The sequence below is a fragment of the Rhodococcus sp. JG-3 genome, assembly GCF_000482405.1.
Lineage (GTDB): Bacteria > Actinomycetota > Actinomycetes > Mycobacteriales > Mycobacteriaceae > Rhodococcoides > Rhodococcoides fascians.
On the sequence record NZ_KI519398.1, the window covers coordinates 395450 to 419635 of the forward strand.

A 24186-nucleotide genomic window follows, 5' to 3' on the forward strand; every position below is an offset into this window, starting at 1 on the left:
TCAGGCTCCTCGGTTGTTATCGGATACGTGCTGGCGAGATTTCGGCTCGGGGATTCCGGCGCGGAGTTGCTGAAATGCGTTCTCCACGAGTGCTTTCGGAGTGTTCTCTCCGCCGGGGTCGTTGATCCACAGGTTCAGTGCGGCGGTCACGGCACCGCCGACTGCCATTTGCAGGAGGTTGGGGTAGAGGTCGGAATCGATATCGGTTCCGGTGCGCTCAGCGATCGCCTCGCCGAGTTTGCGGGTGAGCGAGTGGTGCATTTCGAGCTTGCGCGCCATCAGCGCCGGGTTGGCCTCGATGAGTCGCGCTGCGGCGAATGTGTCGTCGAGGTCGCGGCCGGGGTCGGCGACGAGGTTGACGGCGATGTGCTGCAGCGAATCCCAGATGGGTTCGGCCTCGGGTCTGGCGCGAAGCAGCTCGAACCATTCCAGGGCCGAGGCCTCGATGTTGTGGAGTACCGCTTCTTCCTTGTTGGAGAAGTAGTTGTGGAACGTTCGGGTCGACACTCCGGCTTCGTGTGCGATGGCGTCGGCCGTCACGGCATCGAGTCCGTGCTCTTTTCCCAGACGGACCGCGGCAATGCCGAGGGCGTCGCGGGTGGCTGCCTTCTTCTGATCGCGAAGGCCGGTCGGGGTGGTCACCCTGTCCAACATACGGAAGTTGCACAGCTCGGCAAGTTTGCAGAGCTGTGCAATATTGACGACCGCGCCACATCGGCGGCCGACTGTGACTCAGGTCATCGACGGGACCATGCGGTCGGCTCGCTGATCAGCTCTCCGACAAAATCCGGGAGGTCGTCGTCGACGATGTCCGCCAGCGATACGGATTCGAGAACCGCACGCAGATTGACGCGGACGGCCAGCCACACCCGCGTCAACGGCTCGGCGGGACCGGCGTACTGCGCATCCTCGGGCCGTTGCCCGCGCACCGATGCGAGCGGTCCCTCGACGGCACGCATCACGTCCGCGACGGAAATGTTCGACGCTTCCCGCGCGAGCCAGTATCCGCCGTCGGGCCCCCTTCTACTTCGCACCAACTCGGCGCGACGCAGGTCGGAGAGCACCGACTCGAGAAATTTGTGCGGTATCCCTTGCGCGGCGGCCAGCGCCTCGGCCTTGGCGGGTGCTCGGCCGCCGACCGCGGCGAGTTCGACGAGAGTCCGCACCGCGTAGTCCGCTTTCGCCGTGATGTGCACGATTCAATTCCTATCATTTCGATAGGAAATTAGCGACCGGGTACGTACCGATGTTCGACGGCTCTGCGCCCGTCGGGCAACACCCAGTCAGCGGGCGCGGTACCGGTCCGGATCCAACCTGACTTCTCGTAGAACGCAATCGCCGCAGCCGAGCCCAGCTCCACGTGCAGTTCGATAGCAACGGACCGTTCTGCCGCATACGCCACTGCGGCGTCCAACAAGGCCGCGGCTGCGCCCGTGCCCCTGCACTCGGGACGAACGAACAATCGCGAGACCATCAGCCCGTCGTCGACCAGGTCGAGTGCCAGGTGGCCGATGATGCGGTCATTCGACTCCGCTACCCATGCGGCGACCTGCGTTGCCGAGTGCAACCAGGCGGCCGGATCCTCGGGCCACAGTGCGGGATACCCGTCGGCCTCGTGCACCATCGCCAGCGCGGTCACACACAACGCCATATCCCCGGAACGGCGGCTACGAATTTTCACGCGTCGAGACTACGATCACCATACTGTCGTTACACTTCGAACAGCAGTGTCACGCACGGAAGGCCGTACACATGAGGGACCAACTCGCATCGGCGTGGAACTCGCTACCCGAACCGCTGCGGGATCCGGTTGCCCTGGCCGTCCCCGCGTTCGCGCTACTGCTGGCGATCGAGTGGATCGCGGCGAAGAAACTCGAAGACGGAACCCCCGGCGCGTATTCGGCCCGGGACGCACGGGCGAGCCTGAGCATGGGTTTGGTTTCGATCGCAACCACGACTACGTAGAAAGCGCTGGCCCTGATCGGCTACACGGCCATCTACGTCTACATCGCGCCGTGGCATCTACCCGCCGATGCCTGGTACACGTGGGTCATCCTGATCCTGGGCGTCGATCTGCTGTTCTACGGCTACCACCGCATCGCGCACCGAACCCGACTGATCTGGGCGACCCATCAGGCTCACCATTCGAGCGAGTACTTCAACTTCGCCGCGGCGCTGCGGCAGAAGTGGAACAACAGCGGCGAGATCATCATGTGGCTGCCCCTGCCGCTGCTGGGGATGCCGCCGTGGATGGTGTTCGTGGGCTTTTCGATCAATCTCGTCTACCAGTTCTGGGTACACACCGAACGGATCGACAAGTTGCCGCGACCGTTCGAGTTCGTCTTCAACACGCCCTCGCACCACCGCGTCCATCACGGTCGCGATCCGCAGTACCTCGACAAGAACTACGGCGGCATCCTCATCGTCTGGGACCGCCTGTTCGGCAGCTACGCCGACGAAGTGCAGCGACCGAATTACGGACTGACCAAGCCCGTCGACACGTTCAACATCTGGACGCTCCAAACACACGAATACCGCAACATCGCACGGGATGTCGCGGCATCGAGGTCATGGAAGGAACGCGTCGGATACGTCGTCGGACCGCCGGGATGGACACCGGCGGCCCCACGAGAACGGGCTACTGCCGACTCAGATTGATCAGGAAGTCGACCGTTCCCGAACCCTCGACGGTCACGAAACCGAGCGACGGCGGCTCGATGCCGTAGTCCGACCACGTCGTCGGAATTGCGCCCGACGCGATGAGCGTGTCACCGGACTGCAGCACCTCCATCTCGACCGACACCGGGCGCGTCTGATCCTTGAGCGTCAATGTGCCTTCCGCCGTGACGGTTTGGGTGGTGCCGTCCTTGGGCAACGACGAGAGGTCGACGGGCTGGTCGACGGTGAACGTCGCCGTCGGATATGTCGCGGTGTCGAAGATGTTGCCGCGGAACTGACCGTCTCGACGGTCACTGTCGGTGGTGATCGAATTGGTCTGCACCACAACCTCACCGGCGGTCAACGAATTATCCGCCACGGTCACCGAGCCGCTGACCTCGGGCGTCGACCCGACGACGGTCACATCCGATCCGTTGAGCACCTCGTCGACGGTGTAGCCGGCCGCGGTCTTGTTCGACGCATCGCCTGCCGTCACCGTCCAGGTGCCGTTCAGATCGTCGGTGGTGGCGGCCTGCGCACCGGAGGTGTCGACGGTCGCTGCCGGAGCGTCGTCCTCCTGGAAGGACGCGTAGATCTTGGGGCCGAAATACAGCCCGAGGGCCACGAGCACTACGACAACGACGCCGACTGTCCACCATTTCTTGGTCATGACCGACGATGATAGTTGCAGCTTCAAGCCCATGGGGAGTGAGCGACCTGGCAACTCCCTGAGAATTTTGTCCGATTACCCCGTGCGCAGGTGTCGGTGGTGCCAGGCACAATGGAACCCATGGATCCGGTGGAGGCACTTCGTGAGATCGGCTTCTGGCTCGAGCGTTCGCGCTCGGACACCCATCGCGTCAAGGCCTACCGCCGAGCCGCGGATGTCGTCGAATCACTCTCTCCTGCACAGCGATCCGAGCACGAGAAGGCGGACAGCTGGTCGTCGTTGGCCGGAATCGGTGCGAAGACCTCGCTGATCATCCGGCAGGCGCTGACCCAGGACGTTCCTGACTACCTGGCCGAACAACGCGACGCCGCAGAACCCATCGGCAACAACGCACTACGGGCCGCACTCAAAGGCGACCTGCACACCCATTCCAATTGGTCCGACGGCGGCAGCCCCATCGACGAGATGATGCGCACCGCCAAGAACCTCGGGCACGAGTACTGCGCGCTGACCGATCATTCACCGCGGCTCAAGGTCGCCAACGGACTCAGTGCGGAGCGTCTGCGAAGACAACTCGACATCATCGCCGAGCTCAACGAGCAACTCGCGCCGTTCCGTATCCTCACCGGAATCGAAGTGGACATCCTCGACGACGGTTCGCTGGATCAGGACGAGGGATTGCTCGCCGAGCTGGACGTGGTGGTGGCCAGCGTGCACTCGAACCTGCGTGCCGATTCTGTGGCGATGACGAAACGCATGGTCACCGCTATCGCTAATCCGCACGTCGACGTTCTCGGTCATTGCACCGGCCGACTGGTCGAGGGCGGCCGGGGAAAGCGGCCCGAGTCGACGTTCGACGCCCCGGTGGTGTTCGAGGGATGCCGACAGTTCGGCACCGCAGTGGAGATCAACGCCAGGCCCGAACGCCAGGACCCGCCCGAGCGCCTGATCGACATCGCCCTCGAACGCGACTGCCTCTTCTCCATCGATACCGACGCACACGCACCGGGCCAGCTCGACTGGCAGGGCTACGGCTGTGTCCGCGCCGAAGCCCAAGGCGTTCCCGCCGATCGCGTCATCAACACCTGGTCGCTGCCCGAGCTGCTCGATTGGACGGCTCAGGGCACGTGAATCGTCGCCACTTCCTGTCCGGCCTGCTCGCGGTCACGCTGGTCGGCTGCAATTCCACGGACACCGAATCCTCACCGAGCACAGCAGAGACGTATTCGGCTGCACTGCAACCCGTTTCGGGACCGACCGGAGATCCCATCCGGTTGAAGTACGGGTACCAACCCGACAACATCGGAGACCTGTATCTGCCTGCCAACACTGCGACGTCACTGCCGGTGGTGGTGATGATCCACGGCGGTGGATGGCAGGAGAACCTCGATCTGTCGTACTTCCAGCAGATGTCCAAGGCCATCGCAGACCAGGGCATCGCCGTGTGGAACGTCGAGTATCGGCGCGGACCGAACAATTGGGCCAACACCCTGACCGACGTCGACGACGCCACCGAGGCACTGGCAACCGTCGTACAGAACGCCGCCGACGGGCGACTCGACCTCGATCGAGTGCACGTCGCCGGACATTCGGCCGGCGGACAGCTGGCCGCGTGGGTCGCTGCGCGTCACCTGATGCCGATCGACGCACCGGGAGCGGACCCCAGAATCCGACCGCGCAGTGCCACCATCATGGCCGGGGTGTTCGACATGAAACGAGCGGCGAACATCGGCAACGACAAGTTCGTGCCCGCATTCCTCGGCGGCATGCCCAACGACGTTCCCGGTCGGTACAAGATCGCCTCCCCCATCGAATACCTCCCGCTCGACGTCCCGTTGACCGCGCTGCACGGTGATGCGGACCAGACCGTGTCGGTGAACCAGAGCCGCGTGTACGTCGACGCCGCGACCCGCGCAGGGAGCACGGATCCCGAGCTGGTCGTGTTGCCCGGAGCCGGACACGGAGCGTTTTTGGACCCCAAGCACATTGCCTGGTCCACCGCATTGAGCACCATCACCGGGCGCGCGCAGACACTGCTCTGAGCCGCAGGTGGTACACAGTGGCGATGAAACGAAAGATCGTGACCGGATTGCTCGGGCTGATCGTGGCCACCTCTGTAGCCGGATGCGGCGACGACGCGTCGACCGAGAACGCGTCGACCACGTCCGTTCAGGCCACGTCTGTTCAAGCCACGTCAGCTCCGGCTACGACGACGCAGGCGACCACAGCAGCTGCCACTCCGACGGCCGATGCACCCGCTGACAGCCCGGCTCCCGAGGCCCCGTCCGCCGCTGATCCAGCCGACCCCGCGGTGACCGGAGGAACCGGAGGCGTCACCGGCGACGATCTCTACCGTCAGACCTGCACCCAGTTTCTCCCGTCCATCGATGCACTGGAGCAAACCGGAATCTCCGATCGCGCAAAATCCGTCGAGGGTCTGCGCAGCGAAATGACCACCGCGCCGAGTTGGTCCACGGTGCCCGAGGCCGATCAAGGCGAAATTCTGCGGGGACTCGACGCCGCGGGCGCGGGGCAATGCTGAGCGTCTGAGTCGGTCGCCGCCCCTCTACCGCCGCAAACGCGCGCGCGTTTGCTAGGTGCGCGCGAAATAGACCCCGAATCGATGGCAAATTCGCTCGCGTCTGACAAATGCGCGCGCGTTTGCCGCGTAACACCCGCCCGGTGATCCCATCCGGGCCCTGGGGGTTCGATGCCCGGGCCCTGGTGATCCCGCAAACGCGCGCGCGTTTGCCAGGTGCGCGCGAAGTAGACCCCGAATCGGTGGCAAATTCGCTCGCGTCTGACGAATGCGCGCGCGTTTGCCGAGCAACACCCGCCCGGTGATCCCGTCCGGGCCCTGGGAGTTCGATGCCCGGGCCCTGGTGATCCCGCAAACGCGCGCGCGTTTGCCAGGTGCGCGCGAAATAGACCCCGAATCGGTGGCAAATTCGCTCGCGTCTGACGAATGCGCGCGCGTTTGCCGAGCAACACCCAGCCACCCCACCCCGCGCACAAAAAACTCCCCACCCGACGGATCGGGTGGGGAGTCTTGGCGGTGGCGGAGGGATTTGAACCCTCGGAGGGGGTGAACCCTCACACGCTTTCGAGGCGTGCTCCTTAGGCCGCTCGGACACGCCACCGCAGAAGACTGTACCGGAATGAGCGCCTGAGGCTAAATCGCCTGCTCAGAGCGCAAAGTTACTTACCGGTGAGCTTGTCCTTGATGTTCGAGGCCGCGTCCTTGACCTTCTCGGCACCGTCTTTGAATGCGGCGGAGGTCTGATCGCCCTTGCCCTCTGCTTCGAGGTCCCTGTCTCCGGTTGCCGAACCTGCGGCTTCTTTTGCCTTGCCGCCGAGGTCTTCGGTCTTGTTCGAGATCTTGTCGTCGAGTCCCATGAGTGTCTCCTTCGCAAGTTCGGAGCGCAGCGTTGCGCCCTGCCCTCCACCCTCCCCAATGTTGGACATTCCGGCCACCCCGTGACGAGATCGTTATCTCTGGCGGGCGAAGAATTGCGTCAGCACTTCGGCGCATTCGGCTTCCAACACTCCCCCGCGCACCTGTGGGCGGTGGGTGAGTCGACGGTCTCGGACGACGTCCCACAGCGAGCCGACGGCCCCGGTTTTCGGTTCCCAGGCTCCGAACACCACGGTGCCGACGCGGGCAGCAACGAGGGCACCGGCGCACATCGTGCAGGGTTCCAAAGTGACTGCAAGAGTGCAGTTTTCGAGTCGCCAGCCATCTCCGTGGACGGCGGCTGCTCGACGCAATGCGAGCACTTCGGCGTGCGCAGTGGGGTCGCCCGACGCCTCCCGCGCATTGCAGGCTCGCGCGATCTCACGTCCCGACGCGTCGTACACGACGGCTCCGACGGGGACGTCGGCGTCCGATGCCTCGGCTGCGGCCGACAGCGCTGCGCGGATCATGTCCGCGTCGGGCAGCGGCATCGGTTACCGCCGCAGCTTGTTCACCGCTGCGGCGAATTCGTCCTCGAAGCCCAGGCGCTCGGCGATGGATTGCAGTTGTTCGTCCGGGTAGTCGTCGGTCTCGGCGACGATGATGCCCAGGACTGCCTCGGGCAGGCCCAGGTCGGCGAGGAGAGCGAGGTCGCCTTCCTCGTAGGGTTCGATGTCGTCGAGTTCGTCGGGGTCGACGTCGGGGATCTCGATGTTGAGTGCGTCGAGGACGTCGGCGGCGATTTCGTAGTCGACGGCGGCGACCGCGTCGGACAGCAGCAGGCGGGTGCCGTTGGGTGCGGGACGCAGGATGACGAAGAATTCCTCGTCCACGTCGAGCAGTCCGAACACCGCTCCCGAGCTGCGTAGTTCACGCAGTTCGGTCTCTGCTGCCGACAGGCTGGTCAGTGCGTCGTCGGACAGTGGCGTCACGGTCCACTTGCCGTCCTCTCGGACAACTGCAACGCCGAATCCTTCGAGGTCGTCGTACTCCGATGCGGAGGCACGGTTGTTGTTCGCGCGCTGTGCGGCCATGTGCGCAACGGTAGTCCGGTAGGTGCCGGTATTCGAAGTCCACCTCCCTTGGAAGTCACCCACCTGTGCCAATCTGATCGGGTGACTTCTTCTTCGGTGTGCGTTCTCGGTCTGGGACTGATCGGTGGGTCGATTCTGCGGGCGACGCATGACGCCGGTCGCCGGGTGTGGGGCTGGAACCGATCGGCCGACGCGATCGCCGGGGCTGCGGACGATGGCTACGACGTCGGCACCGATCTGACAGCCGCTCTGACCAGGGCTGCAGACGAGGATGCGCTCATCGTCATCGCCGTTCCGATGCCTGCCGTCGACTCCGTTCTGCAGGCCATCGCCGAGCACGCACCCGCCGCCCCGATCACCGACGTGGTGAGCGTCAAGGCCGAGGTTGCCGCGGCCGTCGCTGCTCGCGGACTACAGGCCCGCTATGTCGGCGGCCATCCGATGGCGGGTACCAACCACTCGGGCTGGTCGGCGACGGACCCGGCACTGTTCGCCGACGCGGTCTGGGTGGTGTCCACGGATCCCGGGGTCGACGCGCACGTGTGGGTCCGGGTGGCCCAGCTGGCCCTGGACTGCGGTTCGGTGGTCGTTCCGGCCGGCAGCGTCGAGCACGACAGTGCCGTCGCCCGCATCTCGCACCTACCGCATCTGCTGGCCGAGGCGTTGGCGATCGTGGGGGCCGCGGGCGGGCCGTTGGCGCTCGGGCTCGCCGCGGGGTCGTTTCGCGACGGCACCCGGGTGGCGTCCTCGGCCCCCAATCTCGTCCGTGCGATGACCGAGGGCAACGCGACCGCGCTACGAACCGCGCTCGACGAGGCGCTGCATGCGCTCACCACAGCGCGCGAAAAATTGAACGAGAACTCGACCGAAACGCTGGTCGACGCCGGACACGCAGCGCGACTGCAGTACGAGCAGCATCAGCGATTCGACATCACCGACGTCACCCCGGGCGAGCCGGGGTGGCGAGAGAACCTGCAGGACGCGGGGCGACGCGGTGGCGTCGTGCGTCAGATCCGCTCGGCGAGTCCCGGGTAGTCGACGACGAAGCCGTCGGCGTCGACCGTCACCGACGATGTCGAGACCGGCGAGATGACGTGGATGCCGTGCGCGCCGCTGCTGTAGGTCAGCGTCGCTTCCTGGATGCTCAGATCGAGGAGGTTGACGTAGACCGTCGGGACCTCGAGGTCTTGTACCTGGGTGTGCAGACCGAATCGTCGGATCGGCAGGGTGTTGAAGAACGGGCTGAGCACCATGTCGACGTCGAGGGCACCGCTGTAGGTCGAGCGCTGGTGGTTGGCGGAGTTCTCCACCATCCAGTAGCCCTCGTCGTCGCGGCTGACCGAGGCCTGCCGGTCGCCCGACGCGAGCGACGTGCGCACCGAGAGCCTCTTGGTGACGCCGTATTCGTCGGTCACCAGGTCGTACGACGCACTGAACGCGGGATGATCACTGCAGGCGGCACCGATGATGCGTCCGGCAGCTTTGATGCGGTTGCCGGAAAGCTGGACGCGCACGGACTCCATGCGGGGAACGTCGTGCGCTCGCCACGTCAGGATCGAGGGCCAGGATTTCGCGTCGGTGGTGGCGGTTGCGGGAACGGAGACGTGCTCTGCACCCGATGCTTGAGTGATCACGGGTCCTACGGTATGCGACAGGGCCCCCTGTAGAACAAGCCGACGCGACTTTTCTTTGCACCGACCCGGCCGTTCATGCTGCGCTCGGCCCCGGCCGACCCCCGTCGACGTCGACTTCTGGCCCGCTACCGTGTGCGACGCCTTACAGCGGCCGGGCCCTGTCGATTTCGCTCACGATTACTAAGGTGATGGCCGTGACGACAGGGAACCCAGGCGGCGGCCAGTTCGATTTCGCGCATTCCGAGCAGGCCGCGAAGAGCCGACAGGACAAGGCCACCGCTCTGGCGCGCTACGTCTGGGAGCGCGGCATCAGCGGCGCGGAACTGCTCGATCTTCCCGACGCCACCCGTCGAAAACTGGCCCGCGCAGCGGACCTGCATCCACCGAGCACGATGGAAACGTGGACCATCGTGGCCGAGTTGCTCGACCGCAAAACCGCGTGGGCGGCCGAGCACCCCGGTCACGACGGGGCGACGCCCCAGCACGCCGACGAGAAGATCATGTGGGTCAAGCCGCCGATCACCCCCTGGACCTAGACGAGCGAGTCCTCCCACGCCTCGTGCAGGTGCGCGAAGCGGCCCTCTCCCGCAATGAGGTCCGCCGGGGTGCCGTCCTCGACGATGTTCCCGTCCGCCATGACGAGGACACGGTCCGCGATGGCCACCGTCGACAAGCGGTGCGCGATGATCAACGCCGTCCGGCCCTGCAGAATCGTTTCGAGTGCGCGCTGCACCAACCGCTCGCTCGGGATGTCGAGACTCGACGTCGCCTCGTCGAGCACGATTACCGACGGCGCAGCGAGGAACACCCTCGCAAAGGCCACCAATTGCCTTTGGCCCGAGGACAATCGGCCTCCGCGCTTTCGCACGTCGGTATCGATCCCTTCGGGGAGCGAGGCGATGAACTCGGTCAGTCCGACGGCCTCGGCGGCAGCGCGGACCTCGGCGTCCGTCGCGTCGGGACGTCCGAGGCGGATGTTGTCGGCCACCGAGCCGGAGAACAGGAACGATTCCTGTGTCACCATGACGACGTTGCGGCGCAGGTCCTCGTCGGAGATGTCGCGCATGTCGATGCCGTCGAGTCGCACGGATCCGGCGGTCGGATCGTAGAAGCGCGCCAACATCTTTGCCAACGTCGACTTTCCGGCTCCGGTCGCGCCGACCATGGCAACCACCTGTCCCGCGGGCACATGCAACGAGAACTCCGGCAGCACGACGCGCTCGGTGCCGTAGGAGAAGTGCACGTCGTCGAACGTGATGTCTCCCTTCACCGTTCCGATCGACACCGGGTTTTTCGGGGCAACCACCGACGGCTCTTCCTCGAGTACGCCGGAGATCTTCTCCAGCGCAGCGGCGGCCGACTGGTAGGCATTGAACACCATCGCCAGCTCGTCGAGCGGGCCGTAGAACCGGCGAAGGTACAGCACGTACGCGGCGAGCACGCCGACGTCCATGTGGCCGTTGATCACTCGCCAGCTACCGAACACCAGGATGATCGCCAGTGTGACGTTGCCGATCCACCGGACGATTCCGGTGTAGCTCGCCATGCCGCGCAGGGCCGCGGTGGTGGCGTCTCGGTACTCCGAGTCCTCGGTCTCGAGGATCGCGTCGTTGCGACCCTCACGCCGGAAGACCTGCACGGCACGGATTCCGCCCATCGACTCCACGAAATGAACCACCACACGTGCGATCGCCACCCGTGTTCGGCGGTATCCCTGGCGTTGGCGTCGCTGTGACCACCGGGTGACGAGCACCAGCGGTACGAAGCCGGCGAGCACGATCATCGCCATCGGAACGTCGAGATACACGAGGATGACGGCAATCGAGACCATCGACAGGATGGCCGTCAACGCGTCGTTGAGCGCACTTTCGAGCAGTGTCTGCAACGACTCCACGTCACTGGTCAACCGCGAGATCAACCGTCCCGACGTGTATTTCTCGTGGAACGACAGACTCAGCTTCTGCGCGTGGTCGAACACGCGTCCACGAAGGTCGTAGAGAATGTTCTGACTGAGTCGGCCCGAGACGGTGAGAAACGCGTAGGTGGTGAACATTCCGAGCAGGCCGAAGCCGGTGTATCCGCCCACGGCCCACAGCAGCGGACCCCAATCACCCTGTCCGGCAGCACCGACGCCGTTGTCGAGGGCGTAGGCGACGAACAGCGGGCCGGCCACATAGGTGATGTTGTCGATCAGGATGATGACGAAAGACAGCAGGGCCTGCTTCTTGTACGGGCGCACCAGCGAGGCGAGCAGCCTCCGAGAACGCCCGGCCAACACCAGGTTTCCGGTGGCGTCCACCTCCGAGTCCTCGCCGCCCACTCCCCGCCAATCTGCGGTTGCGGTCTGCTCAGCCATGGATCGACCCCATCACGTCGCGGTACCGCGGCGACGACGCCAGCAGTCCCTCGTGCGTTCCCTGCTCCACAATTCTTCCGTTCTCCAGATACAGCACCCGGTCGGCCAACGCCGCAGTCGACGGCCGGTGTGCCACCAGCAACGTCGTCGAATGCGCCAACACGCGCCGTAATTCCTTCTGCACCTTCGCTTCGGTATCCACGTCGAGTGCCGAGAGGGGGTCGTCGAGCACCAGCACCCGAGGCTTGCCCAGCACCGCACGGGCCAGTGCCAGTCGCTGCCGCTGCCCGCCCGACAAACTCATGCCCTGCTCACCGATTCGCGTGGCCAGGCCCCACGGCAGCCGGTCGACGAATTCCGTTGCGTGGGCAATCTCCAGCGCCTCGGTGATCTCGGCATCGGACGCGCCGGGAGAGCCGAGCGCGATGTTCTCCCGCGCACTGGCCGAGAACAGCACCGGATCCTCGAACGCTACCGAGACGATCGAGCGCAGATCGGCCAGGCGCATCGACGCCACATCGATACCGTCGATCGAAATGGTGCCCTCGGTGGCGTCGAACAAGCGAGGAACGAGGTTCGTCAGTGCCGTCTTTCCGCTGCCGGTGTTACCGACGAGCGCAACGGTTTCCCCTGGCTCGACGACGAAACTGACATCGGTGAGCAGCGGCGAGGACGCGTCGGGAAAGGTGAAACCGACGCGGTCGAACTGCACTCGGCCACGGATCGTGTCGGGCAATTCGACGGGGTCGTCCGGATCCGTCACGGTCTCCGGGGTGTCGATGATCTCCCAGTACCGATCGGCTGCGGTACGCGCATTGTTCAACTCCGCCAGCAGGTATCCGAAGGATTCGATCGGCCACAGCAGGAACGTGACGATGGCGATGGCAGCGACGAGTGTGCCGACCGTCATCGTGCCCTGCACGATCGAGTAGGTCCCCACGGCCAGAATCGCGCCGATGGTGATCGGCTGCAGTCCGACGATCACCGCCCAGATGATCGCGAGATAGCGCACCTTCTTCAGCTCGGTACCGCGAAGAGTGTAGGCCTGACGCAGAAACTGCTTGCCCAGGTGCGCACTTCGCCCGAACGCCTTCAGAACACGGATGCCCTGGATGGACTCCTCGACCGTCGTCGTCACATCGCCCGCTTGGTCCTGAGCATCACGCGCGACGACGCGGTACAGCGTCTCGAACCTGGTGCAGGCGATCACCAGCGGAACCGATGTCACCAACATGATCAGACCCAATTGCCATGCCTGAACGAGCAATACACCGATACCCACGACGAGCGTGACGGCATTGATGATGATGAACGGGCCGATGAACGCCATGAACCGGCGCAGCGACCCGAGATCGGCGATGGCACGGGAGAGCAGCTGACCCGATTCCCAACTCTCGTGCGCCGCGACCGACAGCCGTTGCAGCTTGTCGAATACCGTTGCCCGAGCACTGATCTCGAACTGGCTCGACGGGCGGGACACCAGGTATCGACGCACCCAGATGCCGGCCGCGTCGATGGTGCCGAGCAGCAGGATCAAAGCCGCGGGCCACCACACCGCGGAAAAGTTGCGGTCGGCGATGGGCCCGTCGATGACGCGTTGCATCACCAGCGGAATGACGAGGCCGGTGAGGGTCGCGATGAGCGAGACCACGATGGAGCCGATGTAGAACCACTTGTACGGGGCCAGGAACGGCGCGAAACGCTGCAGCGACGTGGGTGTCCGCGCAGCATTCGGGTTCGACTCAACGACGGTTGGGGCTTCGGGGTCGAGCACACCCGTGGACACGTGTTGTTCTCCTTACTGCGGTGCCCGAATGATTTCATTGCTCAGGCTCAGTTTCCAACCGATTTTCGGCGGCGTGCATTCCAGTGTGGAACCTCGAGCGCGGTCGAGGTCAAGTTCGACCGACGCTCAGCTTGTCGACGCTCAGCGCACCGACTCTCGAGTAACGTGAACCCGTCGGGCGAGAGAAGGGCACACGTGAGCACACGGTCGATGGTCGGGTTGTTCGCCGGAATCGGCGGGCTCGAGCTGGGGTTGGCCGAGGCAGGGTGGACGACGCAGCTGTTGTGCGAAATCGATCCGGGTGCCGGCGCGGTGCTGTCGGCGCGCATGCCGAACGTTCCGCTGCACACCGACGTCACCACGCTGCGCAGCCTGCCCACCGGCACCGAACTCGTGGCCGCCGGCTTCCCCTGCCAGGACCTCTCCCAGGCCGGACGGACCGCAGGCATCACCGGGGCTCGTTCCGGGCTGGTCGACGAGGTGTTCCGGCTGGTCTCACGTCGCCGCGGCCCGCGGTGGCTGTTGATGGAGAACGTGCCGTTCATGCTGCAACTCGGACGTGGCGCAGCGATGCGACACATCACCTACGCGCTCGAGGACCTCGGCTACATGTGGGCCTACCGCGTCGTCGACGCCCGTGCGTTCGGGTTGCCGCAGCGTCGACAGCGCGTGGTGATGCTGGCCTCGCGCACCGACGATCCGCGTGAGGTGCTGTTCTCGCAGGATGCCGGGCCGTTGCCCGACGGCGATCCGAGCACTGCGCCCTGCGGCTTCTACTGGACCGAGGGCACCCGCGGACTGGGCTGGGCCGTCAACGCCGTCCCCACCCTCAAGGGCGGTTCCTCCCTCGGCATCGCCAGTCCGCCGGCCGTCCGGTTGCCGTCCGGGGAGATCGTCACGCCCGGCATCATCGGGGCCGAGCGGCTGCAGGGGTTCGATCCGGACTGGACGCTGCCCGCGGTCGAGCGCGCCGGAGTGCGTACCGGGCATCGTTGGAAGCTCGTCGGCAATGCCGTCAGTGTGCGGATGGCGTCGTGGGTCGCCGCCGCACTCGACGACCCGAAGCCCTACGACGTCGCAGGCGATACCGCATTGCTGCCCGGTCAGGCCTGGCCCACGGCCGCGTGGGGCCGAGACCGCGCGAGCTTCAAGGTGACCGTCTCGACCATGCCGGTGCACGAACCGCCCGAGGACCTGATCGACTTCCTGGACGACTCCACCCTGCTGTCGGCGCGAGCCACGGCCGGGTTCCTCAAGCGCGCGCGAGCCGGCAACCTCCGCTTCGCCGACGGCTTTCTCGACGACCTCGACGCCCACCTCGAGCGCATGGGTGGGTACACGCAACGGGTGTCGGTGTGAGCGCGACACGCCCCATCACCGACGCGAAAACCAGTGCACGGCTCAGTAAGCAGCGCCGCCGCGACACCAAACCGGAAGTGGCGCTGCGTCGTGAGTTGCACCGACGAGGACTGCGCTACTTCGTCGACCGCGCCCCGCTGAAGGGCATGCGGCGTCGAGCAGATCTGGTGTTCCCCCGTCGCAAAGTGGCGGTCTACGTCGACGGTTGCTTCTGGCACAGTTGCCCCGTCCACGCGACGAAACCGCGCAACAACGCCCAGTGGTGGGCCGACAAGCTGGCTGCGAACGTGGCCCGCGACCGCGACACCGACACCCGCCTGATCGAGGAAGGCTGGCGCGTCGTGCGGATCTGGGAACACGAGGACCCGGTCGTCGCCGCCCAACGCGTCGTCGACGATCTTGCTGCAGATCCGATAGTGACCGACTGAAACCCACAGCACTCCCCGCGCGTCCAACCTGATGATCGGTCGATTCGAGTCGGGGGATGAGGACAGTGCGTAAAAGTTGGGTGCTTGCGGCGATGGCAGCGGCGATGTCGGTATCGACCAGTGGATGCGCGGTGGTGTTGCTCGGCAGCGCGTTCCCCGCCGGCAGTGCGTCGCCGGCGGGACAGAACCGGTACGGATTCGAGATGTCGGAGGCAGACCGCTATCTGGCCGACTCGGCGGCCTTCGTCCGCAGCCTCGATCCCTGCGGCTTCCTCACCGAGGACGACCTCACCGCCCTCGGCACCGTGGTGCAGCTCCGACCGGACGGCGAACTGAGTAGCTGCTCGGCAGAAGTCAACCCTGGGCGATCGGACGTCACGGACTCCGTGTCGATCAAGCTGAACGGATACCAGCCGACTCCGGCCGACCCCAACTTCGAGCAAGTCACGATCGGCGACGAACAGGTGTATCTCGACGACGCCTCTCGAGGGACGTGTCGCGTCAGCTTCCCGCTTCGCGACGAGTTCGACGGCACCACCTCCGGGCCCATGGACGATGTCCTCACCGAATCCGGTCGTAGTTTCGCCACGATCGACGTCTATCTTGCTGACGGAGACGCCTGCAGTGCAGCGAAATCCGTCACCGAGACCGCACTCGGCCTCGTGAGCGATCCACCACTACGTGCCGATTCCAGGTACAACCTTCCGTTGGCCACGAAGGATCCGTGCAGCGTTCTGGAGCATCTGCCCGAGACCTGGACGGTCGACCGGTGGAACCCTGCCGCGGATCCGTACGGCTGCCACTTCGAGGCGTCGTCGGCGACGTTCGAGGACAACCTGGTTCTGCTCGACGTCGCGCTCACCTACGACGACAGCGACTTGCGATCGACGGATCGCGAGAAGATCTGGCAGGGCGGTTACACCGTGGAGACTCGCGACTCGGATTCGGTGTGTTCGGCCGATATCGTGTTGGGCAACCCCGTTCTCGGCCTGCCCGATAACGAGGACTCGGCCGCGCGCTACGCCCGCACGGTTCCCGAGCTGTCCGTCATGGCGGACGACTGCGACTCCGCGGTCGCGCTGGCGGTGGCAGCTGCCGACGAGCTCACTGGTTAGCCTTGGTCGGTGCGCTCGAAAACCGAAGGTGTGGATATCCGCCGAGTAATCGCGGTGGTGTTTCTGATCCTCGCCGGGTTGCTGTACTCCGCGTGGGTGGCCGAATTCTTCCTCGATACCGGGCTCGACCCGGCCCGATCCTTCCTCAGCGAACTCGATGCCCGCGATCAGCCGTACCGCGAATTCTTCTCCACCGCAGACGTGGTCACGGGTTCGCTGATGATCCTCGCCGCCGTGCTCGGCTTCTTCGTCAGCCCTCGCCGACGGCTCGTCGTCACCGGCTGGGTGGCGTCGGGCATCTTCGGTATCGCCACCATCGCCGACGCGAAACTGCCACTCGAGTGTGTGGCCGCCGACGATCCGAGCTGCCCGATCGAGCCCAGCGGGTTGTTCCCACAGCTTCATCATCTTCATGCTCTGACGAGCACCATCGCGGTGTTCGCGATCTTCACGGTCATGATCGCGTTCACGCTCGCCGCATTCCGCTATCGGGCCTATCCCCTGCTTCGGACGCTCGGTGTCGCGGTGCTGGCCATCACGGCCCTGGCCACGGCGTGGCTGTTGATCGCCGACAACCTTCCCGGCGATCACGGCCTCGGCATCGCTCAGCGGGTGCAGGTGGGCGGGATGTCGGCGTATCTGGTGGTGCTGGGGTGTGCGCTTAGACTCGGCGCATGTCCTTCACCGCGACAGCACTGAACGGGTCCAAGGCAGAGCAGTACCAGCAGCTCGCCGAGCAGGCCAGGGGCCTCGTCTACGAGGAATCGAACCTGATCGCCAACGCCGCCAATCTTTCCGCGTTGGTCTATCACGCTCTGCCCGAGGTCAATTGGGTCGGCTTCTACCTGTTCGACGGCACCGAACTGGTAGTCGGTCCGTTCCAGGGCCAGCCTGCCTGTGTTCGTATCGCGCTGAGCAAAGGGGTCTGCGGCGCTGCCGCGACCACCCGCGAGACACAGCGAGTGGCCGACGTTCATGCCTTTCCCGGCCACATCGCGTGCGATGCCAACACTCGCTCCGAGGTCGTCGTTCCGCTGTACCAGGGCGAGAAACTGATCGGTGTATTCGATCTGGACAGCCCGATACCCGATCGCTTCGACGCCGACGATCAGGCCGGCCTCGAAGCGATCGCGGCGGTGTTCCTCGGTTCGATCAGCTAGACGCTGCCGCCTCGAAGAACCAGTCCATGACCAACGCACCGGGGTCGACGACGCCTCGCGCGGCCTCACCGACATAGCTGGCACGGCCCCGGTTGGCGGTGATGTCCTTGGTCGATTCGGCTCCGGTCTTCGCGGCGTCGGCGGCATCCTGCAGGGTGCCGCCGTCCTTCTCGAGCGCGTCGACAGCCGGGGCAATGGCGTCGATCATCGTCTTGTCGCCCACGCGGGCTCCACCGAGTTCGGTGATGCTGTCCAGTCCGGCCCGCGCGGCCGCTGCGACAGCCGCGGCAGATGGCTCGGATTCGAGCATCGTTCGGTAGAACTGGCGGAACCAGATACCGAACAGTGCGCCGGACGTACCGCCTGCGTGGCCGAGGTAGGCCTCGCTCACGGATTCGAATACCGTTGCTGCCGAATAGGTTTCCTTGATCGCGTCAAGGTCGAGTTGTTCCAGTGCGGCCACCATGTTGGTGCCGAAGTCGCCGTCACCCGCCTTGCGATCCAATTCGGTCAGAGCGGGCTCCTCGTCGAGTACCCGCTGGGCCCACGACCCGATCCACTCGGACACGAATGCCGACTTCTCGCCTGAATCGGAGGGCTCGTAGGACGGGCCGAAAGCACCGCGTTCTCCCACCTCCTTCGCTCCACGACTGGAGGCATTGGGCCAACCGGGCGCATCGGTGGGGGCATCCCAGAGCTCGAGCATCTCGTCGTCGGCGCGCACCAGAGTGATGGACGCTCCACCCATGTTGAGTGCGGTGACAAAACTTCCGACGAGTGAGCGGGTTATCTCGATGCCCTTACCCGCGAGGTACTCCGAGAGTTCCCCGAACAGCAGATGCAGTTCGAGCGGGTGCGTTGCGCCGAGCCCGTTGACGATGGCGATCACCGATTCGCCCGAGTTCAGGCCGAGCGAGCTCACGATGGGCTCGGTCAGCTTCTCGACGACCTCCTGAGCAGGCAGCCGGGACACCCGGTCGGTGCCGCGCTCACCGTGGATACCGATGCCGAGTTCGATTTCCTCCTTGGGCAATTCGAACGACGGGCCGTCGGCACCCGGTAGCGTCGGCGGGTTCAGTGCGACCGCCATGCTGCGTGCGTTCTCCGCTGTTCGACGCCCCAGCGTGACCACCGCCTGCAGGCTGTCGCCACGTTCTGCCGCTGCGCCGCACACCTTTTCGACGACGATGGTCGCGGCAGTGCCACGGCGACCCGGGCCGTCCTCGCTCTCGCTGGCCACGTCGTCGTCGACGAGAACGACATCGGCCGCAATACCGTCTTCCTGCAACAACTCTCGGGCGATCTTGAAGTTCATCACGTCGCCGGTGTAGTTCTTCACGATGTGCACCACTCCGCCGCCGGAGTCCACGGCCTTGGATGCCTCGTGTACTTGGAGGGCGTTCGGTGACGTGAACACCAGGCCGGGGCACGCGCCGGTGAGCATGCCGCGACCGATGAATCCGGCATGCATCGGCTCGTGGCCCGATCCGCCACCGGACAGCAGCGCGACTTGACCGTCGGAGATGCGATAGCGACGGGTGAGGAATCCGGGATCGGCGTGCCAGGTGACGTCATCGGTGGCGGCCACGAAGCCGCGGAGGGCGTCGGCGACGAATGTTCGAGGAGAATTGGAGAACATTCCTTCACACTAAGCCTCTATTGTCGGCTTCGGTGAGCTGCCGGGCCGCCGCGCGTCTACAGTCGCGAAGATGACCACCGAGACCTGGGCTTTCGACGCATCGGACGGCGGGCAGTTGGCTGTTCGGACGGATGTCACCGGAAGGGCATCCAAGATGGGGCATCGACTCACGATTGCGGTGACCTCCTGGACCGCAACGGTCGGGTGGTCCGGGGACGCCCCCACCGCGGTGTCACTGACCGCCGAGGTCGGCTCACTCGAGGTGATCCACGGTGAGGGCGGACTGACACCGCTGATCGGGCCGGAGAAGATCGTGGCAAAAGCTAACGCACTCAGGATCTTCGACGCCAACCGATACCCGACAATTCGATTTCGTTCGGAGGAGATCACTGCCGTCGCCTCCGGATATCGGTTGGCCGGAACAGTCGAAATACACGGTGTCTCGAAGGAAATCACCGTGGACGTGGACGTCACCGACTCCGGCGACAGATGGCAGATCGGTTCCGAAACTACCGTGCGTCAAACGGATTACAAGATCACGCCGTATTCGCAGATGTTCGGAGCCATGAAGGTGGCGGACGACGTGACCGTCACGTTCGACGCCGAGTATCTCAAGCCCTGAGCCTTCCCAATTCACCTGCAATGGTGGACACTACGGCGGTGAACCGAAATCGATGGACGATCGGATCGTGCGCATCGGCCTTGGTGTTGGCTGCAGCCCTGACCGCAGGCTGCAGCAGTCCGGCGACCTCGTCCCCGGACGGACCTCCCGGAGTGAACGTCAACGGAGTGGGCGAAGTCCAGGGTGCACCGGACACGTTGACGACCCAGATCGGCGTTCAGGCCACAGCCGAGGACGTCACTGCCGCCATCGAACAGGCCAATGCTGCGGTTACCGAGGTGACCGACGCAGTGATTGCTGCCGGCGTCGCGCGCGAGGACATTCAGACGCAGCAGGTCTCGATCGATCCGCAGTACTCCGGAGCACTGCCGGGCGGCACCTCGGCCATCTCCGGATATCAGGCCACCAACACGTTGCAGGTCACGGTGCGCGACCTGTCGAAGGCGTCTGCAGTCCTCGGCGACGCCACCTCCGCCGGTGGCAACGCGACCCGAATCTCCGGGGTCTCGTTCAAGATCGACGACGATTCCGAACTGATCACCGATGCCAGGTCCAGGGCGTTCGCCGACGCCCGCGATCGCGCCGAGCAGTATGCGTCGCTCGCAGGCGGCGAACTCGGTGACGTTCTGTCGATCACCGAATCGATCACCGGTCAGGAGCAGCCGACGAGCTTTCGCGACTCCGCTTCGTTCGACACGGCAGTGCCCATCGAACCGGGACAGCAGACCGTCAGCGTGTCCGTGTCGGTGAAGTGGGCGCTGAACTAGCGCAGCGAGTTACTGCCGCTGCAACTATTGCTCCACTGAAGAGGTTGCATACCGGGGATTCGCCGACTCGAGCCCGGGAGTGGAGCACAAGTTGCAGGACCACCACGCACGGGCTCAGCCGGCCGGCGGGGGCGGCAGCCGGTAGTTCACCGGGGTCGCCGAGAAATCCACCGGATTTCGGACGCCCTCGGCCGCTGCCCCTGGAACCTCGATGCGTGGTTCGAGACCCAACGACTGCGCGAACGCGAATGCCTCCTCGATGGAATTGACCGGCCCGGCGGGAACGTGCCGCGCCATCAGTTCTCGATACCAGTCGTCCGCAGTACGCGTCTGCAACGCCGTGTTGAGCAGGTCGACCAACTGATCTCGATGTTCGACGCGAGCAGAATTGGACGAGAAGCGTTGATCCGCAGCCAGATCCGGGGTACCCAGCACGTCGACCAGCGCCTGAAATTGCCGATCGTTGCCCACGGCCAACGCGAGCGGTCGATCGGCGGTCTCGAACACCTCGTACGGCACCAACGACGGATGCTTGTTGCCCATGGGAACCGGTACGACCCCGGCCCCGAGGTATGCCGCCGACTGGTTGCTGAGTGCGGACAGTACCGACGCCATCAGCGAGGTGTGCACCCGCTGACCCGCACCGGTGTTCGATCGATGATGCAGTGCGGCAAGGATTCCGCTCAGCGCGTGCAGACCGGTGACGATATCGACCATCGCCACGCCCACTTTCGTCGGCGTGGATGCGTCGGGCCCGGTGACGCTCATCAGCCCGCCGACGGCTTGGACCACCAGATCGTATCCAGGAAGAGCAGCACCGCCGCCGGTACCGAAACCGGTGATCGAGCAGTAGATCAGGCCAGGGTTCGTCTGCGCGACAGCCGAATAGCCGAGACCGAGCCGGTCCATCGTTCCGGCGCGGAAGTTCTCGATCACGATGTCTGCGCCCGCGACGATCTCACAGGCCTCGGCCACACCGCTCTCGGACTGCAGGTCGATGAACCGAGACGTCTTGTTCCGATTGACCGAGTTGAAATACGTTGCGGTACCGGCAGAATCGTACGGCGGACCCCACAATCGGGTGTCGTCGCCGCTGCCGGGCCGCTCGATCTTGATCACGTCTGCGCCCATGTCGCCGAGCATCATCGTCGCGTACGGTCCGGCGAGCACACGAGAGAAGTCCGCGACCACGAGGCCTGCGAGCGGACCGGTGGCGTCTGTCATCGGTCCACTGTATTGCGCGGCCGGCTGCAGTTCAGTTCAGGTCCGGAACGAACGCTGCCAGGACAGCAACCATCGTGTCCACGATCTGCTCGATGGGTGGACGAGGCGGAGCAGTGCGGGACCAGTCGGAGACGATCTCGGTGAGCGCACCGAGGAATGCCGTTGCGGCCAAGCGGTATCCACCCGGGGGAACGAAATCGGAACCGACTTCCGAGCGCAGGGTGTTCTCGAAGAACTCCACCCACTGCGCACGACGGCGCGTCCGATGCTGTTCGACGGCATCGCTGACACCCAGCATCTCCAGATAGGAGATGCGCGCCCGACGTGGGTCACCTCCGATCGATCCGACCAGGGCCGTCATCGCTGCGACGACCAGAGAGCGACGATCACGGTCGACCTGCTCGTCGAGTGCGGCGACGACGGCGGCCAGCGCGTCGTCTTGGATCAGGTCGTAGACGTCCACGAGCAGCGCCTCACGGTTGGCGAACTCACTGTAGAACTGACTGCGCGCGAGGCCTGCCGCGGAGCAGATATCCGCCACCGAGGTGGCGGCGTACCCGCGTCCCCCGATGACCTCGATAGCCGCGTGCAAGAACCGAGCTCGTCGATCGGCTTTCCGAACAGCGGAGGATCGTCCGGCGTAGATGCGGCCCTGATCATCGGCGACAGTCACCGAGGGAGTCTACAGGCGACGCACCGCTCGCAGCCCCGCTGATCGGTTCCATCACGACCCGATCGGCTTCCCGAACAATCCGGCGATTATCTCGCCGACGGCCGCGACGAACGTCGGGTGTGCACGCGTGTCGAGCGCCATCGAGCCGACATCGTTCGTCCGGCAACCCGGTTCCACCGGAACACCGGCAAATCGGTCGCGCATCCACAACACCGCACTCGGAAACGCGATCAGCTCCAAGCTGATGTGCTCACTGAAATGATCGCGGGTGTAGGTGACGTCGGCACCCGGACGGCTGCAGTACGACTCGACCATCGCGTTGACCGGCCCGATCGGCACCAGCCAGTCCGGGTTGGAATGGTAGACGTAGAGCGGCATGTTCGGAGTGGTACGGCCGAGCTGCATCGCAGACAGGGCCTTCTTCACCACCGGTTGCTGGATCGGGTCGCCGTCGGTGTGCAGCAAGCCTTTCAGGTTGACGAACGGCAGCAGCGCCGACGAGTAGCCGACACAGAGGTTGTCCTTGGCCGCGAACAACGTTCTACCGAACGGGTCGACGTGTTCGTCGATGAAGGCGGCCAGCTCGGGACTCTCGCGGCTGGCACCGATGATGCCGGCGGCCACGATGCCCGATCCCAGGGTGTTGTTCGCGTTGTCGACCAATGCCCCGAGTTCGGCCGGGGTGCCGCCCTCGGTGACTCCGACGATATCGAGCTCAGGGGCGTAGTTTTCGGCCAGTTCTGCTGCGTGCCCGGTGGCGATCGCGCCACCGGAGTAGCCGCTCATCCCCACCTTGGTGGCCTCCCCGGCCAACTGCATCGGCGCGAAATTCTCGGCAGCTCGGATGCCGTCGAGTGTGATCCGGCCGGCGACCGGCCCGGCGGCGAACGAATTGTTCGGGCCCTGATGATCGGGTACCGACACCGCCCATCCTTGCGCCAACGCTGCCTGCACTTCGAGGAATTGAGCGCCCGACGTCACCGCGCCGGTCACCGGCCAGGGGATGGCACCCGCTCGCATCGCGTACGACGGAGCGCAGTAGGCCGCGAGAGAATCCTCGGCCACCTGGATGGAGATCAACGGACGCGGTGCCGCAGGCACTCCACGCGGCTTGATGACCGTGGTCACGGCGGCGATCGGCTCGTCGCGCCCGTTGTTGGACCGGAACGACAACTGCCACGCGTCGACCTGTGTGGGAATGACGTTGAGAGTAGCGAGCTCGACGGGCCGTGCGGCGATGATCTGGCCCGGCGCGGCCGCTGCCACCACGTCGGCGGGAGGAAGGTAGAAGTCGGTGTCGAACTCGGGAATCTTCGGCCACGTGAGCGGCGGCAGAGGCGGCTGAACCTCCACACCGGCCGGACCGCTGGATTCGGGTTCAGCGGAAGCGGGGCTGGTCGTAGCGGCAACGGCGGCGGCTACGGTCGCCACACCGATCGCTACCCGCAGCGTCCAAGATCGGGCAGAAGACACAGCTGTACTCCTTCGCGCCGGACAACGGGGTCCACGGGACGCGCGCCCGGCGACATTTCGTACAGCGCATCCGACGATCTTGGACACCGATGTCCGAGATAGTGCTGAGAACTGTAGAGCGAAGTGGCGTGGAT

The 24186-nt window shown here is 65.1% G+C and carries 26 protein-coding genes, 1 tRNA gene and 1 pseudogene; 13 read left to right on the forward strand and 15 right to left on the reverse strand.

Annotated features, from left to right (window positions below; genetic code table 11):
- From K414_RS0103090 to K414_RS0103100, 3 genes are all read right to left on the reverse strand, one after another.
- Complete coding sequence (locus K414_RS0103090; protein ID WP_080729039.1) at nt 1-651, reverse strand: TetR/AcrR family transcriptional regulator; 651 nt, start codon at nt 649-651, stop codon at nt 1-3.
- An 86-nt stretch (nt 652-737) separates the two neighbouring features.
- Nucleotides 738-1196, reverse strand: a complete 459-nt coding sequence (locus tag K414_RS0103095) for an Rrf2 family transcriptional regulator (RefSeq protein ID WP_027494603.1) — start codon at nt 1194-1196, stop codon at nt 738-740.
- A gap of 29 nt (nt 1197-1225) precedes the next feature.
- The gene (locus tag K414_RS0103100; RefSeq protein WP_027494604.1) at nt 1226-1681 is read right to left on the reverse strand and encodes a GNAT family N-acetyltransferase; all 456 of its coding nucleotides are present in this window, start codon (nt 1679-1681) and stop codon (nt 1226-1228) included.
- Between the two features lie 71 nt (nt 1682-1752).
- On the opposite strand from K414_RS0103100, the pseudogene K414_RS25935 reads away from it, so the two are divergent.
- Nucleotides 1753-2622: pseudogene (locus K414_RS25935) on the forward strand (sterol desaturase family protein); the annotation flags it as partial.
- Between the two features lie 16 nt (nt 2623-2638).
- Here K414_RS25935 and K414_RS0103110 read toward each other — a convergent pair.
- Entirely contained in the window at nt 2639-3328 is a 690-nt protein-coding gene (locus K414_RS0103110; protein ID WP_027494605.1) for a YceI family protein, read from the reverse strand.
- Between the two features lie 120 nt (nt 3329-3448).
- On the opposite strand from K414_RS0103110, the gene K414_RS0103115 reads away from it, so the two are divergent.
- From K414_RS0103115 to K414_RS0103125, 3 genes are read left to right on the forward strand one after another with little or no spacing between them, the layout of a single operon-like run.
- Nucleotides 3449-4459: a PHP domain-containing protein gene (locus K414_RS0103115; protein ID WP_027494606.1), complete on the forward strand. Its 1011-nt coding sequence runs from the start codon at nt 3449-3451 to the stop codon at nt 4457-4459.
- On the forward strand, nt 4456-5370 hold the full coding sequence (locus K414_RS0103120; protein WP_027494607.1) for an alpha/beta hydrolase: 915 nt from the start codon (nt 4456-4458) through the stop codon (nt 5368-5370). Before K414_RS0103115 ends, K414_RS0103120 begins: the two co-directional genes overlap by 4 nt.
- A gap of 23 nt (nt 5371-5393) precedes the next feature.
- Complete coding sequence (locus K414_RS0103125) at nt 5394-5870, forward strand: hypothetical protein (RefSeq protein WP_027494608.1); 477 nt, start codon at nt 5394-5396, stop codon at nt 5868-5870.
- A gap of 508 nt (nt 5871-6378) precedes the next feature.
- Here the strand turns inward: K414_RS0103125 and K414_RS0103130 are convergent.
- From K414_RS0103130 to K414_RS0103145, 4 genes are all read right to left on the reverse strand, one after another.
- A tRNA-Ser gene (locus K414_RS0103130) sits at nt 6379-6468 on the reverse strand.
- 58 nt (nt 6469-6526) lie between these two features.
- Nucleotides 6527-6724 (reverse strand): CsbD family protein, encoded by a 198-nt coding sequence (locus K414_RS0103135; RefSeq protein WP_027494609.1) that lies wholly within the window; start codon nt 6722-6724, stop codon nt 6527-6529.
- A gap of 93 nt (nt 6725-6817) precedes the next feature.
- The gene (locus K414_RS0103140) at nt 6818-7273 is read right to left on the reverse strand and encodes a nucleoside deaminase (RefSeq protein WP_027494610.1); all 456 of its coding nucleotides are present in this window, start codon (nt 7271-7273) and stop codon (nt 6818-6820) included.
- 3 nt (nt 7274-7276) lie between these two features.
- Nucleotides 7277-7816, reverse strand: coding sequence for a tRNA adenosine deaminase-associated protein (locus K414_RS0103145; protein WP_027494611.1), 540 nt, complete (start codon nt 7814-7816; stop codon nt 7277-7279).
- Nucleotides 7817-7897: 81 nt separating this feature from the next.
- On the opposite strand from K414_RS0103145, the gene K414_RS0103150 reads away from it, so the two are divergent.
- A complete protein-coding gene (locus K414_RS0103150) occupies nt 7898-8851 on the forward strand; it encodes a prephenate dehydrogenase (protein ID WP_152530352.1) in 954 nt (317 codons plus the stop codon).
- On the opposite strand, the gene K414_RS0103155 is transcribed toward K414_RS0103150, so the two are convergent.
- Nucleotides 8824-9339 carry a putative glycolipid-binding domain-containing protein gene (locus K414_RS0103155; RefSeq protein ID WP_027494613.1) on the reverse strand — a complete coding sequence of 172 codons (516 nt, stop codon included), beginning with the start codon at nt 9337-9339 and terminating at the stop codon, nt 8824-8826. The genes K414_RS0103150 and K414_RS0103155 overlap by 28 nt on opposite strands.
- Before the next feature lie 299 nt (nt 9340-9638).
- Here K414_RS0103155 and K414_RS0103160 point away from each other — a divergent pair, with 299 nt between their 5' ends.
- Complete coding sequence (locus tag K414_RS0103160) at nt 9639-9986, forward strand: hypothetical protein (protein WP_037218847.1); 348 nt, start codon at nt 9639-9641, stop codon at nt 9984-9986.
- Here the strand turns inward: K414_RS0103160 and K414_RS0103165 are convergent.
- Both K414_RS0103165 and K414_RS0103170 read right to left on the reverse strand, forming a co-directional pair.
- Nucleotides 9983-11806: an ABC transporter ATP-binding protein gene (locus K414_RS0103165; RefSeq protein WP_027494615.1), complete on the reverse strand. Its 1824-nt coding sequence runs from the start codon at nt 11804-11806 to the stop codon at nt 9983-9985. The genes K414_RS0103160 and K414_RS0103165 overlap by 4 nt on opposite strands.
- A complete protein-coding gene (locus K414_RS0103170; RefSeq protein ID WP_027494616.1) occupies nt 11799-13592 on the reverse strand; it encodes an ABC transporter ATP-binding protein in 1794 nt (597 codons plus the stop codon). The genes K414_RS0103165 and K414_RS0103170 overlap by 8 nt, the downstream gene beginning before the upstream one ends.
- Before the next feature lie 210 nt (nt 13593-13802).
- Between K414_RS0103170 and dcm the strand changes: the two genes are divergently transcribed.
- Genes dcm through K414_RS0103195 form a run of 5 tightly spaced genes read left to right on the forward strand, consistent with a single transcriptional unit; the run spans nt 13803 to nt 17654 of the window.
- Complete coding sequence (dcm, locus tag K414_RS0103175) at nt 13803-14951, forward strand: DNA (cytosine-5-)-methyltransferase (protein ID WP_202595091.1); 1149 nt, start codon at nt 13803-13805, stop codon at nt 14949-14951.
- Entirely contained in the window at nt 14948-15379 is a 432-nt protein-coding gene (locus K414_RS0103180; RefSeq protein WP_027494618.1) for a very short patch repair endonuclease, read from the forward strand. Before dcm ends, K414_RS0103180 begins: the two co-directional genes overlap by 4 nt.
- 56 nt (nt 15380-15435) lie before the next feature.
- Entirely contained in the window at nt 15436-16494 is a 1059-nt protein-coding gene (locus K414_RS0103185) for a hypothetical protein (RefSeq protein WP_152530353.1), read from the forward strand.
- A gap of 9 nt (nt 16495-16503) precedes the next feature.
- Nucleotides 16504-17193: a DUF998 domain-containing protein gene (locus K414_RS0103190; protein WP_237606120.1), complete on the forward strand. Its 690-nt coding sequence runs from the start codon at nt 16504-16506 to the stop codon at nt 17191-17193.
- Entirely contained in the window at nt 17169-17654 is a 486-nt protein-coding gene (locus K414_RS0103195) for a GAF domain-containing protein (protein ID WP_027494621.1), read from the forward strand. The genes K414_RS0103190 and K414_RS0103195 overlap by 25 nt, the downstream gene beginning before the upstream one ends.
- Here the strand turns inward: K414_RS0103195 and K414_RS0103200 are convergent.
- Nucleotides 17647-19293, reverse strand: a complete 1647-nt coding sequence (locus tag K414_RS0103200; RefSeq protein ID WP_027494622.1) for a dihydroxyacetone kinase family protein — start codon at nt 19291-19293, stop codon at nt 17647-17649. The two genes, K414_RS0103195 and K414_RS0103200, sit on opposite strands and share 8 nt — an antisense overlap.
- Before the next feature lie 70 nt (nt 19294-19363).
- Between K414_RS0103200 and K414_RS0103205 the strand changes: the two genes are divergently transcribed.
- Together K414_RS0103205 and K414_RS0103210 are read left to right on the forward strand one after the other, a co-directional pair.
- Nucleotides 19364-19915, forward strand: a complete 552-nt coding sequence (locus K414_RS0103205; RefSeq protein ID WP_027494623.1) for a YceI family protein — start codon at nt 19364-19366, stop codon at nt 19913-19915.
- Between the two features lie 38 nt (nt 19916-19953).
- Nucleotides 19954-20682, forward strand: coding sequence for an SIMPL domain-containing protein (locus tag K414_RS0103210; protein WP_027494624.1), 729 nt, complete (start codon nt 19954-19956; stop codon nt 20680-20682).
- A 114-nt stretch (nt 20683-20796) separates the two neighbouring features.
- Here the strand turns inward: K414_RS0103210 and K414_RS0103215 are convergent, their stop codons facing one another.
- The 3 genes from K414_RS0103215 to K414_RS0103225 are packed head-to-tail and all read right to left on the reverse strand — an operon-like array spanning nt 20797 to nt 24052.
- Nucleotides 20797-21906 carry a CoA transferase gene (locus K414_RS0103215; RefSeq protein WP_027494625.1) on the reverse strand — a complete coding sequence of 370 codons (1110 nt, stop codon included), beginning with the start codon at nt 21904-21906 and terminating at the stop codon, nt 20797-20799.
- Nucleotides 21907-21937: 31 nt separating this feature from the next.
- On the reverse strand, nt 21938-22579 hold the full coding sequence (locus tag K414_RS0103220; protein WP_027494626.1) for a TetR/AcrR family transcriptional regulator: 642 nt from the start codon (nt 22577-22579) through the stop codon (nt 21938-21940).
- A gap of 51 nt (nt 22580-22630) precedes the next feature.
- Nucleotides 22631-24052 (reverse strand): triacylglycerol lipase, encoded by a 1422-nt coding sequence (locus K414_RS0103225; RefSeq protein ID WP_027494627.1) that lies wholly within the window; start codon nt 24050-24052, stop codon nt 22631-22633.
- Nucleotides 24053-24186: the final 134 nt, after the last annotated feature.

Bases quoted from the DNA above. Each gene is read 5' to 3' on its own strand.
- K414_RS0103195 (WP_027494621.1), top strand. From the start codon at position 17,169: ATGTCCTTCACCGCGACAGCACTGAACGGGTCCAAGGCAGAGCAGTAC.
- K414_RS0103140 (WP_027494610.1), bottom strand. From the start codon at position 7,273: ATGCCGCTGCCCGACGCGGACATGATCCGCGCAGCGCTGTCGGCCGCA.
- K414_RS0103125 (WP_027494608.1), top strand. From the start codon at position 5,394: ATGAAACGAAAGATCGTGACCGGATTGCTCGGGCTGATCGTGGCCACC.
- K414_RS0103160 (WP_037218847.1), top strand. From the start codon at position 9,639: ATGGCCGTGACGACAGGGAACCCAGGCGGCGGCCAGTTCGATTTCGCG.
- K414_RS0103155 (WP_027494613.1), bottom strand. From the start codon at position 9,339: ATGGAGTCCGTGCGCGTCCAGCTTTCCGGCAACCGCATCAAAGCTGCC.
- K414_RS0103205 (WP_027494623.1), top strand. From the start codon at position 19,364: ATGACCACCGAGACCTGGGCTTTCGACGCATCGGACGGCGGGCAGTTG.
- K414_RS0103165 (WP_027494615.1), bottom strand. From the start codon at position 11,806: ATGGCTGAGCAGACCGCAACCGCAGATTGGCGGGGAGTGGGCGGCGAG.
- dcm (WP_202595091.1), top strand. From the start codon at position 13,803: ATGGTCGGGTTGTTCGCCGGAATCGGCGGGCTCGAGCTGGGGTTGGCC.
- K414_RS0103185 (WP_152530353.1), top strand. From the start codon at position 15,436: ATGAGGACAGTGCGTAAAAGTTGGGTGCTTGCGGCGATGGCAGCGGCG.
- K414_RS0103135 (WP_027494609.1), bottom strand. From the start codon at position 6,724: ATGGGACTCGACGACAAGATCTCGAACAAGACCGAAGACCTCGGCGGC.
- K414_RS0103215 (WP_027494625.1), bottom strand. From the start codon at position 21,906: ATGACAGACGCCACCGGTCCGCTCGCAGGCCTCGTGGTCGCGGACTTC.
- K414_RS0103145 (WP_027494611.1), bottom strand. From the start codon at position 7,816: ATGGCCGCACAGCGCGCGAACAACAACCGTGCCTCCGCATCGGAGTAC.
- K414_RS0103115 (WP_027494606.1), top strand. From the start codon at position 3,449: ATGGATCCGGTGGAGGCACTTCGTGAGATCGGCTTCTGGCTCGAGCGT.
- K414_RS0103200 (WP_027494622.1), bottom strand. From the start codon at position 19,293: ATGTTCTCCAATTCTCCTCGAACATTCGTCGCCGACGCCCTCCGCGGC.
- K414_RS0103110 (WP_027494605.1), bottom strand. From the start codon at position 3,328: ATGACCAAGAAATGGTGGACAGTCGGCGTCGTTGTCGTAGTGCTCGTG.